This is a genomic window from Afipia sp. P52-10 (assembly GCF_000516555.1).
Classification (GTDB): Bacteria; Pseudomonadota; Alphaproteobacteria; order Rhizobiales; family Xanthobacteraceae; genus P52-10.
The window spans coordinates 1,188,348-1,205,935 of record NZ_AZSJ01000003.1; the positions used below are offsets into that span (position 1 = coordinate 1,188,348).

Below are 17,588 nucleotides of genomic sequence, written 5' to 3' on the forward strand. Positions count from 1 at the left end.
CGCCCGATGCGCGTCAAGCGGCGCAGCGACACGCCGTCATTCGACCAGCGTGAATTGCAGCAGCAGCGTCCGTTGCAGCATCGAGAAGTTGTCATCGGAGATCATGGTCAGCACGGTCTCGCCATCGGCGGTGCGATGCACGTCGAGGCCTTCCATGTTGTCGATTTCGTAGCCGAGATCCGCCTCGAAGATCGAGGGGCCGTCCACCAGCGCACCGGGGGCGACCTCCTGCAAGGACAATCTGCGGATGCGAATGCCGACGCCGTTGAGCAACGAGAACTTGCGTTCGAGCACGAGCAATTCACCGGACGGCAGCAGCGCCGCATCGCTGATATCGAAACCGTCGCTGCGACGGATCGTGAACTGTCCAGGTCTTGGCCCGCCGATCAGGAACGCGAGCAGATTGCCAGCCGCATCGAGGCCGCGCTCGGACAGGGCGATCAGTGTACCTTCGAGCGGTAAGCCCTTCGGCACGAACACCATGCCTTCCAGCCCTTTGTTGAAGGGCAGACGCCGCACCGCCGGCGGCACCGCCACCTCTTCGCCGCGCGCCGCAATGCCGCCGTTGCGGAAATCAAACCGCAGGATGCGATGGGTGCGCTCGATGCCGACGTATAGCGTCTGCCCGTCGACGGCGAGCGACTCGGTATCGAACATCTTCTTCGATGTGATCGGCAATCCGTCGATGCCGAGCATCGGCGCCGATTGCACGTCGGCAAGACCGGTCAGCGTTTTGCCCCGGTAGGTCAGACGGCCGGTGAACCAGTCGCCCTTGTCGCTCATGGCAACGAAGGTCTCGCCGTCAGCATCGATCCGGAAGGCCGACAAGCCCCCGAACGGGCCGAACGACGAGGTGAGCACCAGGCCGGAGCGATATTCGAGCTGACCGAAGCGCCGGCGTGTGCGGTCACGCAGATCGAATGCCTCGAGCGGCCGCGCTGTGACCTGGACCGAGACGGGACTTGTGACGGCGGGTGCTTGCGCTTGCGCTGGGCCTACAGGATCGACAGCAACCAGCATCGCCGCGAGGAAAGAGCCCGCCGCGAACGCTCCGCCTTGCCTCAGCGCAGAGAGAACAGAAGCGAGCCTGCGCACCCCTTCCGATCGCCCGTCACCGGACGCCTTTCGCACGTCGCACCCCTCCCCATGGGAGAGGCAAGACATTCCCCCTCGCTGACCCATCTTCAAGCGCGATGACTCTGGCCGGCATCACCTTCAATGCAGACGGCGGCGGCCCGTATGCGAAGGAGCCTCAGCCGTTTCGCTGAACAGCTCGGCGAGCTTCTCGGTGATCGCGCCGCCCAGCTCTTCCGCATCGACGATCGTCACTGCGCGACGGTAATAGCGCGTGACGTCGTGGCCGATGCCGATGGCAATCAGTTGCACCGGGCTGCGCGTCTCGATCTCTTCGATGATGTGGCGCAAGTGCCGCTCCAGATAATTGCCCGGATTGACCGACAGCGTTGAGTCGTCGACCGGCGCACCGTCGGAAATCATCATCAGGATGCGGCGTTGTTCGGGCCGAGCCAATAGGCGCTTGTGGGCCCAGTCCAGCGCTTCGCCGTCGATGTTCTCCTTCAAGAGCCCCTCGCGCATCATCAGGCCAAGGTTCTTGCGCGCGCGCCGCCAGGGCGCATCGGCCGACTTGTAGACGATGTGGCGCAAATCGTTGAGCCGGCCCGGTCCCTGCGGCTTGCCGGCGGCAAGCCAGGCTTCGCGCGACTGCCCGCCCTTCCACGCCCGCGTGGTGAAGCCGAGAATCTCCACCTTGACGCCGCAGCGCTCCAAGGTGCGCGCGAGAATGTCGGCGCAGGTGGCGGCTACGGTGATCGGCCGGCCGCGCATCGAGCCGGAATTATCGAGCAGAAGCGTGACCACCGTGTCGCGGAAGGTCGCCTCCTTCTCGTGCATGAACGACAGCGGATGCATCGGATCGGTGACGACGCGCGACAGGCGCGCCGGATCGAGGATGCCTTCCTCCAGATCGAAATCCCAGGCACGGTTCTGCTGCGCCATCAGACGGCGCTGCAGGCGGTTGGCAAGCCGCGCGACCACGCCCTGCAGATGCGCGAGCTGCTTGTCGAGATAGGCGCGCAGCCGCTCCAGCTCCTCCGGATCGCACAGATCCTCGGCGTTGACGACTTCGTCGAACTTCGGCGCGAACGCATGATACTCCGGGCCGCGCGGCTCGTTGCGGCCATGCATCGGCGGACGCGTGGTATCCCCCGGCGTCTCGTCCTCGCCAAGCTCGCTGTCTTCGAACGTATCGCTGGAGGAGGATTGTGCCGCTTCGGCGCTTTCGGCGGCCTCTTCGGAGGAGGCTTCCGCCTGCTCCATGTTCATGTCCTGCTGCGCCTCGCCTTCCTGCTGGCCTTCCGCGCCGGACTGATCCTGATCGCCGTCCTGATTCTCGTCCTGATCCTCGTCGTCCTGATCCGCATCCTGGCGGTCGCCGAGTTCCAGCGCGTCGAGCAGGTCATGCAGTGCATCGGCAAAGCGACGCTGATCCTCGATCACGCCCTCCAGCCGATCGAGCCGTGCGCCGGCCTTGTCCTCGATGATCGGCCGCCACAGGTCCACCAGCTTCTTCGCCGCCGCCGGGGGCGCAAGCCCGGTGAGCCGCTCGCGAACCATCATCGCCAGCGCATCGGCCAGCGGTGCATCGGCGCGGTCGGTAATCTCGTCATATTTGCCGCGGTGGAAATGATCATCGAGCATCGCGGTCAGGTTCTTGGCGACGCCGGACATGCGGCGGGCACCGATCGCTTCCACCCGCGCCTGCTCGACCGCGTCGAACACGCCACGCGCCTGCATGTTGCCGGGCATCTGCTTGCGATGCACCGCCGGATCGTGGCACGCGATCCGCAACGCGATCGAATCCGCATGGCCGCGCACGACCGCCGCATCCTTCTTCGACAGCTTGCGCGGCGGTTCGGGCAACCGCGCCTTGCCGGGCGCAAGCCCCGGCCGTTCAGCGGCAAACGAAACCTCGAGTTCGGGCTGCTTGGCGATCGCGCGCAGGCACGACGTCACCGCGCGCTTGAACGGCTCGGTCGGCGCTTCCTTCGGGCTTGCCCTGAACTTGGTGTTGGTGGTCATCCGTTCCTCCCCCTCGCCCCGCATCGCAGGGAGAGGGTCGCGGTGAGGGAGAGAACGACATTCCGTTGCGCGAAGGACCCCTCACCCGGCTCGCCTCGCTTGCTGCCCTCTCCCGCCAGCGGGGAGAGAGACACTTCTTGATCGATCCACGCTCCCGCGCGACGCCTCGCCGAGCTCAGCTCAGCGCCACGTTGACGGACGACTCCGGCAGCTCCGCATTGAAGCAGCGCTGATAGAACTCCGCCACCAGCGGGCGCTCCAGCTCGTCGCACTTGTTCAGGAAGGTGACACGGAAGGCGAAGCCGATGTCACCGAAGATGTCGGCATTCTCCGCCCAGGTAATCACCGTACGCGGGCTCATCACCGTTGACAGATCGCCATTGGCGAACGCGTTGCGGGTCAGATCGGCGAGCCGCACCATCTTGTTGACGATGTCGCGGCCTTCCGGCGTGCGGTAGTGGCGCGCCTTGGCCAGCACGATCTCGACCTCGTTGTCATGCGGCAAATAGTTCAGCGTGGTGACGATCGACCACCGGTCCATCTGACCCTGATTGATCTGCTGGGTGCCGTGATAGAGGCCGGTGGTGTCACCGAGACCGACTGTGTTGGCGGTCGAGAACAAACGGAACGCCGGGTGTGGCTTGATCACCTTGTTCTGATCGAGCAGCGTCAGCCGGCCAGACACCTCCAGCACGCGCTGGATCACGAACATCACGTCCGGACGGCCGGCGTCATATTCGTCGAACACCAGCGCGACGTTGTGCTGCAGCGCCCACGGCAGGATGCCATCGCGGAATTCCGTGACCTGCTTGCCGTCCTTGATCACGATCGAGTCCTTGCCGACCAGATCGATACGGCTGATGTGGCTGTCGAGATTGACGCGCACGCAGGGCCAGTTCAGCCGCGCGGCCACCTGCTCGATATGGGTGGATTTGCCGGTGCCGTGGAAGCCGGTGACCATGACACGACGGTTCTTGGCGAAGCCCGCGAGAATCGCGAGCGTGGTCGCGCGGTCGAAGCGGTAATCGGGATCGGTGTCCGGAACATGCGGGTCAGTGGCCGAATAGGCCGGAACCTCCATGTCGGAATCGATGCCGAACACCTGCCGGACCGAAACTTTCATGTCGGGCATTGCGGTCATGTCATTTGTAGCGGCGGCGGTCATCATCCCTCCGTGGCGTCGGGGCGCGTTACCCGAAACCAGACGTGTGTTGGCTGCGGTCCAGCATCCCCATTCGAGATTCGCCTCAACCGGCCTTAAACCGTACGCGAACGCCGGATCGACAAGGGCACCAGAACCAAGATTCCGTGCGGTTCAGGTTCGGCAGTTCTCCAAATGCTTGCGACAGATCGAGAACGCCTAGCCGCCACACAGGCTGCAATGGCGTCAACTTAGCAGACGGGAACGGCGGGCAGAAGCCCGGGCGGCGACGAAAGTTCCTGTTTTCTGCCAAAGAGATAAGCCCTCGCATCGGGATTTGAAGGGCTGCCTTGCGATTAAGCCGCAACGCTCGGCGAACCACCGGTCATCTCCCAGCCGGGTAGAAGCGCCAGCCGGGTTCCTGTGGGTTCTGCTGGACGCCCGCGGCGAGCGGCGGCAGAAAGACACGGTGTCCTCCTTGCTCGACCAGATCATCCAGTTCGTCTCGGCGCACGTCTGGCTTGCCTATGCGACGGTCTTCGCCGCCGCCGCGCTGGAGGCGGTGCCGGTGTTCGGCGCCTTCGTTCCCGGATCGACGCTGATCATCGCCCTCAGCGCCTTGGTCGCAGCCGGCGAATTGCGCCTTGCCGAGGTGATTGCGGCGGCGGTGGCAGGCGCGGCCCTCGGCGACGGCGCATCCTATCTCGCCGGGCACATCTACCAGCGCAAGATTCTCGGCATCTGGCCGCTGGCGTCCTATCCGGCCGTTATCGCCCGGAGCGAGGCGTTCTTTGCGCGGCGCGGCGCGCTGGCGGTGCTGCTGGCGCGGTTCGTTCCGCCGGTGCGCGCGTTCGTGCCGGTGATCGCCGGCGCCTTCGGCATGCCGCCGGCGCGCTTCTTCAGCGTCAACATTCCAGCGATCGCACTGTGGGCGTGCGCGCACATTCTGCCCGCAGCGCTCGCCGGATCGCTCTGGAAGCAGTATGGACGCGAGGTCGAACACATCGCGCTGCCGCTGCTCGTGATCGGGCTGCTGCTCTGGGTGGCGATATGGCTGCTCCGCCGGCGCAAGCATCTCGCCGCGGAGTAACCGGCGAACTGCCTATGCAGGCTTCTTGTGATGCGCCGCGCCGCGCGCGAGCTTCGGCCCGACATAACGCGCACGCGGCCGGATGAGACCGCCATGCCGCAACTGCTCGCTGGCATGTGCGATCCAGCCTGCGGTGCGCGCCATGGCGAACAGCACGAGTTCGTGGCCGATCGGCAGCTTGAGCGTCCGCATCAGCACCGCCAGCGCGTAATCGATGTTGGCGAACTCGCCGGTCGCCTCCGCGATCCGCGCCGGAATCTCCTGCGTGAAACGCTTGTACGCCCCGGCCCGCGTCAGGGCCGCAAGCAACGACAGAGCGCGCGGATCGCCGCGGCGGTAGACGCCGTGCCCAAAGCCTGCGAACCGCTCGCCAAGCTCCACGCGCTCGCGAATGATCGCGGTGATATCGCCCTGCTCCAGCGCGTACACCAGTTGCGAGGCCAGCATGCCCGCGCCGCCATGGCGCGGACCTTTGAGTGCGACGAGACCTGCGATCACCGCATCGTAAAGGTTGAGGCCGGTGGACACTGCGCAGCGCACCGTGAACGTCGACGCATTCAGCTCATGATCGGCGAGCAGCACCAGCGCACGACGGAACAACTCGTCGGCACCCTTGAAATCCGGCGCCCACGCCTGCGCGAGCTGCTTGTGCAGGGGCGCTGCGGACGGTTCGCTATTGAGCATCGTCGCCATCATCAGCCGCATGATGCGGCCGCCGATCATCGCTCGCCCCTCCGCCGCCCGAACGAAAGCACGCGGATCGGCGGACGCGGCCAGCGCCAGCACAGCAATGGCGCGCTCGATCGGTGAAGAGTCTTGCGTCGCCTGCGCAACCGTCTGCATCGCCTCGGAGACGACCGGCAGGTTGCCCTTCGCGAATGGATCGATCGCAGCCGCGTCCCACAGCAGCGTCGCCGCCTGTTCGAGGCTCGCCGTCTCCGATAACGCCACGCAATCGACGCCGCGATAAATCGGCCCGTCCTCGGTGATGGTGGACACCGCCGAATCGAACACCGGCAGGTCAGCATCGAAATTCCGGAATGCGCGCGGCTCCGACGACGGCGTGCGGCGATTCTTGAGGGCGCGGACATCCTCCGCCGCATAACGGCGGGCCCGCGAGTCGTCCGACGGCTCGGAGCGGATCATGCCGCGACTGACATAGGCGTAGAGCGTCGCCGGCGAGATCGCGAGTTCGGCCGCAGCTTCCTGAGCTGAGAGGTAAAGGCCGTCGGATTTTTTCATATTGATTAATGTAATCAAGATTGATCAATGATGCAACGCACACCACGATCGTCGGGAACGATCCAGCACGAGGAGCTTCTTATGACGATCCATCTGCCAAAAACCGCAGCCGCGAAGCCCGCCATCGGCCTCGACGGCGTGCAGGCTGCCGAAACCGTTCTCAGCCATGTGGACGGCGAGCGCGGCGAACTCATCATCGCCGGAGAACGCGTCGGGCACCTGGCTGCCACCTCCTCCTTCGAGGGTGTAACCGCCCGGCTCTGGTCCGCCGCGACAGGCACCCAGCTCAGCGAGGCGGAGGTCCGCGCCGCGCTCGGCGAGGCCCGCACCCGCGCCTTTGCCCGGCTGCCGGTCATCCTGGCGGCAAGCGACGGGCTGTCGATCGTCGACGGTTTCCGCGCTGGTGTCGCCGGGTTGCGAGCCGAGAACGGTCTCAGCCATGACGCCACCATCGTCGGCGCGCTTCCGGTGATCGTCGGCGCGCTGGTGCGGCGAGCGAAGGGCGAAGCCTCGCTGGCGCCTGAACCGACCGCGAGCCACGCCGCCGACACCCTGCGCATGCTGCTTGGCAAGAGACCGACGCCGCGCGAGGCCAAGGCGCTCGACGCCTATTTCGTCACCGTCTGCGACCATGGCATGAACGCCTCAACCTTCACCACCCGCGTCGTCGCTTCGACGCATGCGGACCTGTTTGCCGCCGTCACCGCCGGCTACTGCGCGCTGACCGGACCGCTGCATGGCGGCGCCCCCGAGCCGGTGCTGGAGATGCTGGATGCGATCGGCACCCGCGAGCGAATCAAGCCGTGGGTGGACAGTGCGTTGGCGCGACGCGAGCGGCTGATGGGTTTCGGCCATCGCGTCTATCGCGTGCGCGATCCGCGCGCGGACGTGCTGAAGGACGCGATCGAGCGGCTCGAACTCGGCGCCGAGGGTCTGCCGTTCGCCGGCGAGGTGGAAGCCTACATCCGCACAGCGCTGAAGCAGAAGAATCCGGACCGGCCGCTCGATACCAATGTCGAGTTCTTCACCGCGATCCTGCTCGACGCACTGAAGATCCCACGCCAGGCGTTCACGCCGATCTTCGCGACTGCCCGCGCGGCGGGGTGGACCGCGCATGCGCGCGAGCAGCAGCGCCTTGGACGGCTGATCCGGCCAAGCTCGCTTTACGTCGGCGCGATGCCGGCGTGAAGGAGCGCTGCACTTATTTCAGTCGTGATGCCCAGCCTCGCGCTGGGCATCACGGCCACGATGGACGTCAGCCGCGCGCAATCGACTTCAGATAATTGTAGGCCTTGATGATCTCGATCAGCCGGTCTTCGGTTGAGCGGTCGCCGCCATTCGCATCCGGGTGATGCTGCTTCACCAGCGCCTTGAACCGCACCTTGATCTCCGCGGTGGTCGCCGCATCCTCCAGCCCCAGCACCTGCAGCGCCTTGCGCTCGGCGTTCATCACCTTGCGCGCTTCGGACGCGGCCTTGGCCTCCGGCCCCGGACGCCAGTGGCCACGGCCATTCAGCTCGCTGAACATGCTGAACGGGTCGCTCGAACCGCCGAGAGCATCCTCAGCACCGACGCGGCCCTTGGTGCCGGAGTTGGCACCCATCTTCCAGGTGGGGCGGTGACCGGTCAGCGCATCCTTCTGATAGCGCGCCACCGCGTCGTCGCTCATGCCGGAGAAATAATTGTAGTTCTGATTGTACTCGCGCACATGCTCGATGCAGAAACGCCAATATTCACGCTCACGCGAGCGCCCCTTCGGCGCGCGGTGCGTGCCCGGATGGGTGCACCCCTGCCACTCGCAGGTTGCAACATCCGCACGCACCGGTGCCTGCTTCGGCCCGCGCGGCGCGATACGGATCTTGTCGAACAGTTTTGAATCGAAACTCATGCGCAATTATGCCGATCAGGAGCGTCACGCTTCAAGTCTTGACACAGACGAAAGCAGATCACCGACCGTTATTTTCCCTTGTCTTCATCGTTCTATCACAGACGGCCGAAAAACCGGCCGATCATGTGACCGTCTCATATGGAACATGGCACCAGAGACAAACTGTCCCGCGGACAAGCCGGCTTGACTGCCGGGCCCTGCTCGCCACGTTGCCGTTGACGACAGCCTACGGCCGCGGCTAAGCCCCATCCATGCTCGTGAAAGATATCATCACACAGAAGTTGCAGGATGCTTTCGCTCCGGAAAGCATCGAGGTCAAGGACGAGTCGCACCAGCATGAGGGCCATGCAGGGCATCGACCCGGCGGCCAGACGCATTTCAGAGTTTATATCGTGTCGAAGGCCTTCATCGGCAAGAGCCGGATCGAGCGCCATCGCATGATCAATGCCGCGCTGACGGACGAACTCGCGGGTGGCGTGCACGCGCTGGCGATCCACGCCTCCGCTCCCGGCGAGTAACCTCACCGAGGGCGCCTGGAAGACGCTGGCCGCACCCCTGCGCGCCGTCACGAAGATGATCCGGAAGGACACGCCTGAAAGTTGCGACTTCGCGGCCATCGCTGCCATGGCAGCAGCGGATTAGTCCGACGCGCCGCACCTCGTCTCTGGGCGCCTCGTCCCTAAAACAACGAGAATGATGTTCCCGCCTGCCGCGCGCGCAAGGGCCCGGTCGCCGGCTCGACACGCGGCACCACCTGGATGTGCAACGAGGTGATGCGGTTGCGCTCGCGCCGCAGGACGCGAAAACGGAAGCCGTGGAAGGTGAACGCTTGGCCCCGATCGGGAATCGACCGCGATTCGTGGATGACGAGGCCCGCGATGGTGGTCGCCTCGTCGTCCGGCAACTGCCAGTCCATCGCCCGGTTGAGATCGCGGATCGGCACCGAACCATCGACGATTACCGAACCGTCCGGCTGGGTGCGTACGCCGGCTACCACCACATCGTGCTCGTCGGAGATGTCGCCGACGATCTCCTCCAGGATATCTTCCAGCGTCACCATGCCCTCGACCTCGCCATACTCGTCGACGACGAGGGCAAAGTGGGTCTTGCGGCGGCGAAACGCCTTGAGCTGCTCCGACAGCGGCCGCATCTCCGGCACGAACCACGGCGGCAGCATGATCGCGTTAATGTCGATCCGCGACAGATCGCCGTCGGACGTGCGCAGCGCGCGCAGCAAATCCTTCGCATGCAGCACGCCGACGATGTTCTCCGGCTTCTCGCGCCAGAGCGGAATCCGGGTGTATTCGGTGGCCAGCACCTCGCGCACGATCTCTTCGGTGGTGAGGTCGGCGTTGATTTTCACCATCTCGGTGCGATGAACCATCACGTCCGAGATATGGAGCTCGCGCAGGTCGAGCAGGCCGCCGAGCATGTCCCGGTCGATCTTCTCCACGCCGCCTTCGCGATGGATCAGATCGACTGCACCGCGCAACCGCTCGGTCGGCGAGAGGATCGGCTGGTGGGCGCCGATCGGCTTGCCCGCGAGGCGCAGGAGCGTGCGGACGATCACGTCGACCACCGTGAGGAGCGGCCCGAGCACCGCCACGATCAGCCGCATCGGCCGCGCCACCGCGAGCGACACCCGGTCCGGCGCATTGATCGCTACGGTCTTCGGCAACACCTCGGCGAAGATCACCACCAGCACCGTCATCGCCGCGGTCGCGTAGACGACGCCGACATCGCCGAACCATGCGGTGAACACGGCGGTCGCCAGCGCCGACGCGGTGATGTTGGCGAGATTGTTGCCGATCAAGAGCGCGCCGATCACGCGCTCGCGCGCGGCGAGCAGGCGATTGACGATACCGGCCTGAACACGGCCCTGCTTCTCCAGCCGCAGCATGCTGGCGCGCGAGGAGCCGATCAGGGCGGTCTCGCTCGCTGAAAAGAACGCCGAGATGACCAGACAACCAACGACGAGGCCGAAGGCGATCCATTCCATGGCGGGTTCACCAACTTATCTGCGCATGACCGGGGCCGGTGATCATGCCTTGAGTTTGCGCGCCAGGAAGTCCCGCACCAGCTGCGGCTGCACGTCGTTGACGATGACTGCCTGCCCAAGTGCCTTCAGCAAAATGAAGGTCAGCCGCCCGCGCTTCACCTTCTTGTCCTGCGCCATCAACGCCATCAGCGCGTCGGCATCGGCAAGGCCCTCCTGCGAAAACCCCGCGATCTCCTGCAGCCGCGTCGGCAGACCGGAGTCTGCGAGATGCTTCGCCACCCGCGCCGCATCGCTCGCAGGAATCATGCCCAATTCCGCCGAAAGTTCCGACGCCAGCACCATGCCGATGGAAACGCCTTCGCCATGGAACAGGCGATCGGAAAAGCCGGTCGCCGCCTCCAGCGCGTGGCCGAAGGTATGCCCCAGATTGAGCAGTGCGCGGTCGCCAGTCTCGCGCTCGTCGCGCGCGACGATTGCGGCCTTGGCGCGGCAGCTCTCGGCAATCGCATGCTCGCGCGCGGCACCGCCGTTGACGATTTCGGCGCGGTTGGCCTCGAGCCAGGCGAAGAACTTGGCGTCGCCGAGCACGCCATACTTAACCACCTCCGCATAGCCCGCGCGGAACTGGCGTGGCGACAGCGTATCCAGCACCTGGGTATCGGCGATCACCAGCACCGGTTGATGAAACGCGCCGAGCAGGTTCTTGCCATGCGGCGAGTTGATGCCGGTCTTGCCGCCGACCGACGAATCCACCTGCGCCAGCAGCGTGGTCGGCACCTGTACGAAATCGACGCCGCGGCGCACGATTGACGCCGCGAAGCCGGTCAGGTCGCCGATCACACCGCCCCCCAACGCGATGACCAGATCATTGCGCTCGATCTTCGCGGCGATCAGCGCCTCGCTGACCTGCTCCAGCCCGGCGTAGCTTTTGACCGCCTCACCCTCGCCGGTGACGATGCGCGTGGTGGCGACACCCGCGGCCGCCAGCGCGGCTTCCGCAGGCTCCAGCCAGTGCTTGGCGACGCTTTGATCGGTGACGATCGCGGTCCGCGCACCAGGCCGCAGCGCGGCAATGCGCGCCCCGAGCTCGGCCAGGACGTCATGGCCGATGACGATGTCATAGGCGCGCTCGCCAAGTCCGACATGAACGATGGTCGGCGTGGGAGCCGGGTTACGCGGCGAGGCGGAAGTCGAAGCAGTCATGGCGTCCCTAAGCTTGCGGATGGGGCGGCCGGCGACAGATGGCCGGCGAGCGCCGCGATACATTCCTCGACGATGCGATCATGCGGCACGTCCCGCGACAGCACGGTGAGATCCGCCTCGGCATAGACCGGATAACGCTCGGCGATCAGCTTTTCGATGGTGGCTGCCGGATCGGCGGTCTGCAGCAGCGGCCGGTCGCTGCGGCGCTTGACCCGGCGCAGCAGCACGTCCGCGTCAGCCTTCAGCCAAAGCGAAATGCCGCGGGCACGGATGCGTTCACGCGTTTCGGCGCGCATGAAAGCGCCGCCGCCGGTCGCCAGCACGCACGGTCCGCCATCGAGCAGCCGTGCGATCACCCGCGCCTCGCCGTCGCGGAAATACTGTTCGCCATGGGCGGCGAAGATCTCGGGGATCGTCATGCCGGCGGCCGCCTCGATCTCGATGTCTGCATCGATGAAGGCCAACCCCAGCCGCGCAGCGAGCCTGCGGCCCACCGTCGATTTGCCGGCCCCCATCATGCCGACGAGGACGATCGTCCGGCCGTCAAGATGGGCGGCAATCGCCGCCTGCCTCGCGGATGCCTGAGCGGTATCCGGCGCAGGATCAGCCCCGGCATCGTGTCCGGTATCCTGCCCATCCGGAGACGGCGCTTGATTGTCCGCGGCGCGCGCGCCGGCGGGCGCCGGATCCTGCGCCGGGCTCTGTGCCGATTCTTGCACTGCGTCTCGCATCAACTCTTGCATCAAACAATCTTGCGTCAACCGATTGGCCAATGGCTTCGATGTCACATCGAAACGTCCGGCCCGCGAAGAAACCGGACAACCGCCCGGCAAGGAAAGGCCACCTATACTACCTGCCGCGCATTACGCAAAAGATGATCGGCAGTGCCGGAGCGGCCCCCGCTGCCGAGGCCCGCCACGAACCCCATACGCAAACGCTAGACTGTGAGACTCACACCGAGCGTCCGGCGCAGAAAGCTTGCCAGGCCGCGGCGAACATGATCGTTAACACCATCCGCGAGGCCCGTTCGCCCGGCTTTCGGCCTGGCCAGCAGCGCGAGGAGCCCAGACTGACATGCCGACCCTGTTCCGCTTCCTGACCATCATCGCGGTGATCGGCGGACTGATCTATGGCGGCTTGTTCGCGCTGTCCACGCTGTTCGATCCGAAGCCGCGGGAAATCACTGTTACGGTTCCGCAGGATCGGTTCCTCAAGCGGCAATGAACGGAGGCGTCGGTGGCTCGCCGCAAGACACATGACACCCCTGCAGCCGGGACCAGTTCTGCGACCGCAGGCGACGCCAAGCTGGTCGCGCTGTTCCTCGACATGCTCACCGCCGAACAGGGCGCAGGCAACAACACCGTCGATGCCTACCGCCGCGATCTGGAGGACTTGTCCGCATTCCTCGGTCAAAGCCGGTCGGCGCTCGTGAAAGCCTCCACCGACGATCTGCGCGCCTACCTCGCCGATCTCGACACGCGCGGCTTCAAGTCGTCCAGCGTGGCGCGACGCTTGTCGGCGTTACGGCACCTGTATCGCTTCCTGCTCGGTGAAGGCCTGCGCGACGACGACCCGGCGGCAATTCTCGCCGGCCCGAAACGCGGCCGACCGCTGCCGAAGGTGCTGTCGATCACCGACGTCGATACTTTGCTCGCTCGGGCAAAGCAGACCGCCGAGCAAGCCGGGATTACGCCAGCGCAACGGATGCGGGGCTTGCGCCTGTCGTGCCTGCTCGAGGTGCTGTACGCGACCGGGCTGCGCGTTACCGAACTGGTGACGCTGCCGCTTGCCGCCGCGCGGCGCGACGCGCGGATGATCGTCGTGCGCGGCAAGGGCGGCAAGGAACGCTTCGTGCCCTTGAACGAGTCCGCCAAACAGGCGATGGCCGACTACCTCGCAGCCCTGGAGGCCGTGCAAGCGACGCCGAAGGCCGATGGCAAAATTGTCAAAGGCGCAGCGAGTAAAGGTTCTCCCAAAGCGACAAAATGGCTGTTTCCGTCGTTCGGCGAAAGCGGCCATCTAACCCGGCAACATTTCGCACGCGACCTGAAGGAGCTCGCGGCGGCTGCCGGCATTCCGCCGCGTCTCATCAGCCCGCATGTGTTGCGACACGCATTCGCCAGCCACCTGCTGCACAACGGCGCCGACCTGCGCATCGTGCAGACGCTGCTCGGCCATACCGATATCTCGACGACGCAGATCTATACCCATGTCATCGAGGAGCGGCTGAAAAGCCTGGTGCGCGACCTGCATCCGCTCGCCGGCGCCTGAGCTCCGTCACGCGGCTTTTCCGACGCTGTCCACCCACAGCGCCAGCCCGCCAAACAGGGCAATGCCTGCACAGACGAGCGGCCAACCTCCGCTGGTCCAGGCGAGGCCCGCGATCGCCGAGCCAAGCGACGCGCCGAGGAAAAACACGCCGACGAAGATGCCGTTGATGCGGCCGCGCGCCTCCGCCTGCAGCAGGTTGACCGCGCGGCGGCCGAGTGTCTGCGCGCCGACCACACCGACATCCAGCATGAAAGCGGCCACGGCCATCAAGACCAATGGCACCACAGGCGCCGCGACGGACGACGAACCCGCCCAGGCCGCAAGCGCCGCACCTGCGATCAGAACGAGGTGCGACACGATCGTCACCGGTCGGGTCCAGCCACGATCGCCCGCACGCCCGAACAGCGGCGTCAGCACTGCGCCCACCGCGCCGGCCAAGGCGAACAGCGCGATGCCGCGCTGACCGAGATCGAACGGCGGCAGCACCAGCCGCAATGCGATCGCGGTCCAGAACAGGCTGAATGCCGCCATGCCGAGGGCGGCCGACAACGCCTTCTGCCGCAAGACCGCCTCACTGCGCAGCAGCTGCCACAGCGAGGCGATCAGGGCCGGATACGTCAGCTCCGCCTGCGGCTGGCGTTGCGGCAGGCGCGGTCGGAGCGCCAGCGTCAGCAGCACCATCAGCATCGCGCTCACGCCATAGAATGCGCGCCAGCCAAACAGGTCCGCGACAAGGCTAGCGAACGGCCGCGATAGGAGGATGCCGATCATCAACCCGCTCATCACGTCGCCGATTACCTGGCCGCGCCGCTCAGGCGGCGCCATCGCGGCGGCGATCGGCACGATGATCTGAATGGCCGAGCATGCGGCGCCGAGTGCGAACAACGTCAGCAGCAAGGTGAGGGCCGTCGGCGCCACCGCAGCGACGGCGGCCGCAATCACCGCACACGTCAGCAGGCGAACCGTCAGCCTGCGATTTTCGATCAGGTCCGCAAGCGGCACCAGGAGCAACAAACCGCAGGCGTAACCCAGCAGCGTCGCCATTGCCACGAGACTGGCGGCCGACGCACCAAGCCCGAGAGAGGGACCGATCAACCCGACCAGGGTCTGCGGCACGAACAGATTGATGACGATGATGCCGACGGCGGCGGCAAACAGCAGGGTGAGGCGGGCGGTGATCTCCGGCGAAGACGGGCTGAGATCGCCGCGGCCAGGGGCGGCATCGTTGACGACGGTCATGAATACAGGCCTCGACTTGAGAAATTCGCATTTTGCCTGACAACTTTATTTCCAGTCAGAAAGATGATACAATTCAATTGAATCGATGATGATTATGAGCATTACGCATGAACATTCACGACCTCGAAGCCTTCATCGCCGTGGTCGAGACTGGATCGATCGTCGGTGCCTCGGCCCGGCTGAACCTGACCCAGCCCGGTGTCACCCGGCGAATTCAGAATTTGGAGGAGCGGCTCGGCACCACCCTGCTCGATCGGCAGTCGAAACCGCTGAAGCCCACCCATGACGGCCGCGAAGCCTACGAGCACGGCCGACGGGTGCTGCGTTCGCTGGAAGACCTGCGGGCGGGGGTTTCGCCCGATGCCGACGTGCGCGGCGAATTTCGCCTCGGCATCATGCCGTACCTGTCGGATGCAGCATTGGCGCTCCCGCTCGACCGGCTGCGCAGCGAATTCCCGCAACTCACCCTGCGCATCACCTCCGGCTGGTCGCCACGGCTGATCGAGCAGATTCAGCGCAGCGAGCTCGATGCCGCCGCGTTGTGCCTCGCCGACGGCATGCCTCCTCCCGACAACCTCGCCTGCGACGACCTTGGCGCACAGGCGGTGCTGCTGATCGCCGCACCATCGCTGGGCGTGCCGAAGCAGCCGACGCTTGCGGAGCTGTCGCGGTTTCCCTGGGTCATGAACGAGAACGGATGCGGCTTTCGCGCCTTCATCCGCAACCATTTCGAAAGCGAGCGTTTGCCGTTCCAGGTCGGCGTCGAGGCGATGAGCGCCGACCTGCGCATGTCGCTGGTCGCCCGCGGCCATGGCATCGGCATCGTCACGCCCGCGGCCTTCGCCGGCAGTCCGTGGCACGACGCGGTGCAGGTCATCGAAGCCGACAGCTTCAGACCGCAGGTGCGCGCCTGGCTACTGCATCGGCCACCGGCGGGACGGCTGAGCCGGCCGATCGCCGCCTTCCGCGATGCTTTGATCGATGGGCTGAGGCTCCCCGCCCCCTTCATCTCTTAACCATCGCGTCAGCTAGCCGAAAGGGATCGCAAAGGATGCGATTTCGGCCGAAAAATTCGCCACTTAGCCTGAAAAACGCTGTTGCTTGGGCCACCCTGGCTGGTTGACTTGCAGGTCGGCTGCCGTCAGACATGGCCGCACTTACGACCCGTACCCGTTCCGTCACCGGATCACCGTCACAGAATGCGAAGCTATCTCGATTTCGAAAAGTCCGTCGCCGAACTGGAGGCGAAGCTCGACGAGCTGCGCGCGCTGGCCGCTAGCGGCAGCGACATCGGCGACGAAATCGCCCGGGTCGAGGAGCGCGCATCGCAGACGCTGGCCGACCTCTACGCGAATCTGACGCCGTGGCAGAAGACGCAGGTGGCGCGACATGCGCAGCGGCCGCACTTTCTCGACTACGTCAACACGCTGGTCACCGAGTTCACCCCGCTCGCCGGTGACCGCAAGTTCGGCGACGACGATGCGCTGATCGGAGGCTTCGGACGCTTTCGTGGCGAAAGCATCTGCGTGATCGGTCAGGAGAAGGGCTCGACCACCGAAAGCCGTCTCAAGCACAATTTCGGCATGGCCAAGCCGGAAGGTTACCGCAAGGCGGTGCGGCTGATGGAGATGGCGGACCGCTTCAACATTCCGGTGCTGACACTGGTGGACACCGCCGGCGCCTATCCCGGTATCGGTGCAGAGGAACGCGGCCAGGCGGAAGCCATCGCCCGCTCCACCGACGCCTGCCTGCAGCTCGGCGTGCCGAACGTCTCACTGGTGATCGGCGAAGGCGGCTCCGGGGGCGCCGTGGCGATCGCCACCGCCAACCGCGTTTTGATGCTCGAGCACTCGGTCTACAGTGTGATCTCGCCGGAAGGTGCGGCATCGATCCTGTGGCGCGACGCCACCAAGGCTCAGGAAGCCGCCACCAACATGAAGATCACAGCGCAGGATCTGCTGCGCTTCGGGGTCATCGACGAGATCGTCAAGGAACCGATCGGCGGCGCGCATCGTGATCCACAAGGGGTGATCGCGGCGGCCGGCGAGGCCATCGCCCACGCCTTCGACGAGCTGCGCAACCTCGATCACGACAGCATTCGCAAGCAACGGCGACAGAAGTTCCTCGATATCGGCCGCAAGCTCGGCTGAACCGGACCCGCGGTTGATTTGCGCAGATCGTTCGCACGGCCGTCGATCGCTCGAGCCGGCACGGCGCGATTCGACACCGCGACGGAACGTGAGCGGACCCGACAAGGCTCGCATCGTGGCTTTTTCGAGGCAGCCGGCGTCATCAAGTTCGCCAAATTCATCAGCTATTTACAGGCCATTCACTATCGCGCGGACGCGGCTGCGCGGTCACGGTGAATCGGCTTGCGAGCCTGGGCGCTTAGGGATAACGATTGCTCAACGGCTTC

Annotated in this window: 16 protein-coding genes; 7 read left to right on the forward strand and 9 right to left on the reverse strand. The window is 65.5% G+C overall.

Annotated elements, in window-relative coordinates:
* Window positions 1-36: 36 nt before the first annotated feature.
* The 3 genes from X566_RS06940 to cobS all read right to left on the reverse strand — a co-directional run bounded on the left by X566_RS06940 (window position 37) and on the right by cobS (window position 4,267).
* Window positions 37-1,020, reverse strand: a complete 984-nt coding sequence (locus X566_RS06940; RefSeq protein WP_051443925.1) for an esterase-like activity of phytase family protein — start codon at window positions 1,018-1,020, stop codon at window positions 37-39.
* A 195-nt stretch (window positions 1,021-1,215) separates the two neighbouring features.
* Window positions 1,216-3,099: a cobaltochelatase subunit CobT gene (cobT, locus tag X566_RS06945; RefSeq protein ID WP_034464727.1), complete on the reverse strand. Its 1,884-nt coding sequence runs from the start codon at window positions 3,097-3,099 to the stop codon at window positions 1,216-1,218.
* Window positions 3,100-3,274: 175 nt separating this feature from the next.
* Window positions 3,275-4,267 (reverse strand): cobaltochelatase subunit CobS, encoded by a 993-nt coding sequence (gene cobS, locus X566_RS06950; RefSeq protein ID WP_152539815.1) that lies wholly within the window; start codon window positions 4,265-4,267, stop codon window positions 3,275-3,277.
* A gap of 442 nt (window positions 4,268-4,709) precedes the next feature.
* Here cobS and X566_RS06955 point away from each other — a divergent pair, with 442 nt between their 5' ends.
* Window positions 4,710-5,330 (forward strand): DedA family protein, encoded by a 621-nt coding sequence (locus X566_RS06955; protein ID WP_034468127.1) that lies wholly within the window; start codon window positions 4,710-4,712, stop codon window positions 5,328-5,330.
* 12 nt (window positions 5,331-5,342) lie between these two features.
* On the opposite strand, the gene X566_RS06960 is transcribed toward X566_RS06955, so the two are convergent.
* On the reverse strand, window positions 5,343-6,572 hold the full coding sequence (locus tag X566_RS06960) for a citrate synthase family protein (protein WP_034464729.1): 1,230 nt from the start codon (window positions 6,570-6,572) through the stop codon (window positions 5,343-5,345).
* Between the two features lie 81 nt (window positions 6,573-6,653).
* Between X566_RS06960 and X566_RS06965 the strand changes: the two genes are divergently transcribed.
* Complete coding sequence (locus tag X566_RS06965) at window positions 6,654-7,760, forward strand: citrate synthase/methylcitrate synthase (RefSeq protein WP_034464732.1); 1,107 nt, start codon at window positions 6,654-6,656, stop codon at window positions 7,758-7,760.
* Window positions 7,761-7,827: 67 nt separating this feature from the next.
* On the opposite strand, the gene X566_RS06970 is transcribed toward X566_RS06965, so the two are convergent.
* Complete coding sequence (locus tag X566_RS06970) at window positions 7,828-8,460, reverse strand: J domain-containing protein (protein ID WP_034464735.1); 633 nt, start codon at window positions 8,458-8,460, stop codon at window positions 7,828-7,830.
* A 251-nt stretch (window positions 8,461-8,711) separates the two neighbouring features.
* Here X566_RS06970 and X566_RS06975 point away from each other — a divergent pair, with 251 nt between their 5' ends.
* Window positions 8,712-8,978, forward strand: a complete 267-nt coding sequence (locus X566_RS06975) for a BolA family transcriptional regulator (protein WP_034464736.1) — start codon at window positions 8,712-8,714, stop codon at window positions 8,976-8,978.
* 161 nt (window positions 8,979-9,139) lie between these two features.
* Here X566_RS06975 and X566_RS06980 read toward each other — a convergent pair whose 3' ends face one another.
* Genes X566_RS06980 through X566_RS06990 form a run of 3 tightly spaced genes read right to left on the reverse strand, consistent with a single transcriptional unit; the run spans window position 9,140 to window position 12,222 of the window.
* Complete coding sequence (locus X566_RS06980; RefSeq protein WP_034464738.1) at window positions 9,140-10,459, reverse strand: HlyC/CorC family transporter; 1,320 nt, start codon at window positions 10,457-10,459, stop codon at window positions 9,140-9,142.
* A gap of 42 nt (window positions 10,460-10,501) precedes the next feature.
* Window positions 10,502-11,662, reverse strand: coding sequence for a 3-dehydroquinate synthase (aroB, locus tag X566_RS06985; protein WP_051443926.1), 1,161 nt, complete (start codon window positions 11,660-11,662; stop codon window positions 10,502-10,504).
* Window positions 11,659-12,222 (reverse strand): shikimate kinase, encoded by a 564-nt coding sequence (locus tag X566_RS06990; RefSeq protein ID WP_051444170.1) that lies wholly within the window; start codon window positions 12,220-12,222, stop codon window positions 11,659-11,661. Before X566_RS06990 ends, aroB begins: the two co-directional genes overlap by 4 nt.
* A 514-nt stretch (window positions 12,223-12,736) precedes the next feature.
* Here X566_RS06990 and X566_RS06995 point away from each other — a divergent pair.
* The gene (locus X566_RS06995) at window positions 12,737-12,886 is read left to right on the forward strand and encodes a hypothetical protein (protein ID WP_034464740.1); all 150 of its coding nucleotides are present in this window, start codon (window positions 12,737-12,739) and stop codon (window positions 12,884-12,886) included.
* Window positions 12,887-12,988: 102 nt separating this feature from the next.
* Window positions 12,989-13,933 (forward strand): site-specific tyrosine recombinase, encoded by a 945-nt coding sequence (locus X566_RS07000; protein WP_051444171.1) that lies wholly within the window; start codon window positions 12,989-12,991, stop codon window positions 13,931-13,933.
* Between the two features lie 6 nt (window positions 13,934-13,939).
* Here the strand turns inward: X566_RS07000 and X566_RS07005 are convergent, their stop codons facing one another.
* Window positions 13,940-15,172 carry an MFS transporter gene (locus X566_RS07005; protein ID WP_034464743.1) on the reverse strand — a complete coding sequence of 411 codons (1,233 nt, stop codon included), beginning with the start codon at window positions 15,170-15,172 and terminating at the stop codon, window positions 13,940-13,942.
* 107 nt (window positions 15,173-15,279) lie between these two features.
* On the opposite strand from X566_RS07005, the gene X566_RS07010 reads away from it, so the two are divergent.
* Window positions 15,280-16,188 carry a LysR family transcriptional regulator gene (locus X566_RS07010; protein ID WP_034464745.1) on the forward strand — a complete coding sequence of 303 codons (909 nt, stop codon included), beginning with the start codon at window positions 15,280-15,282 and terminating at the stop codon, window positions 16,186-16,188.
* Between the two features lie 183 nt (window positions 16,189-16,371).
* Complete coding sequence (locus tag X566_RS07015) at window positions 16,372-17,322, forward strand: acetyl-CoA carboxylase carboxyltransferase subunit alpha (protein ID WP_034464748.1); 951 nt, start codon at window positions 16,372-16,374, stop codon at window positions 17,320-17,322.
* Window positions 17,323-17,588: the final 266 nt, after the last annotated feature.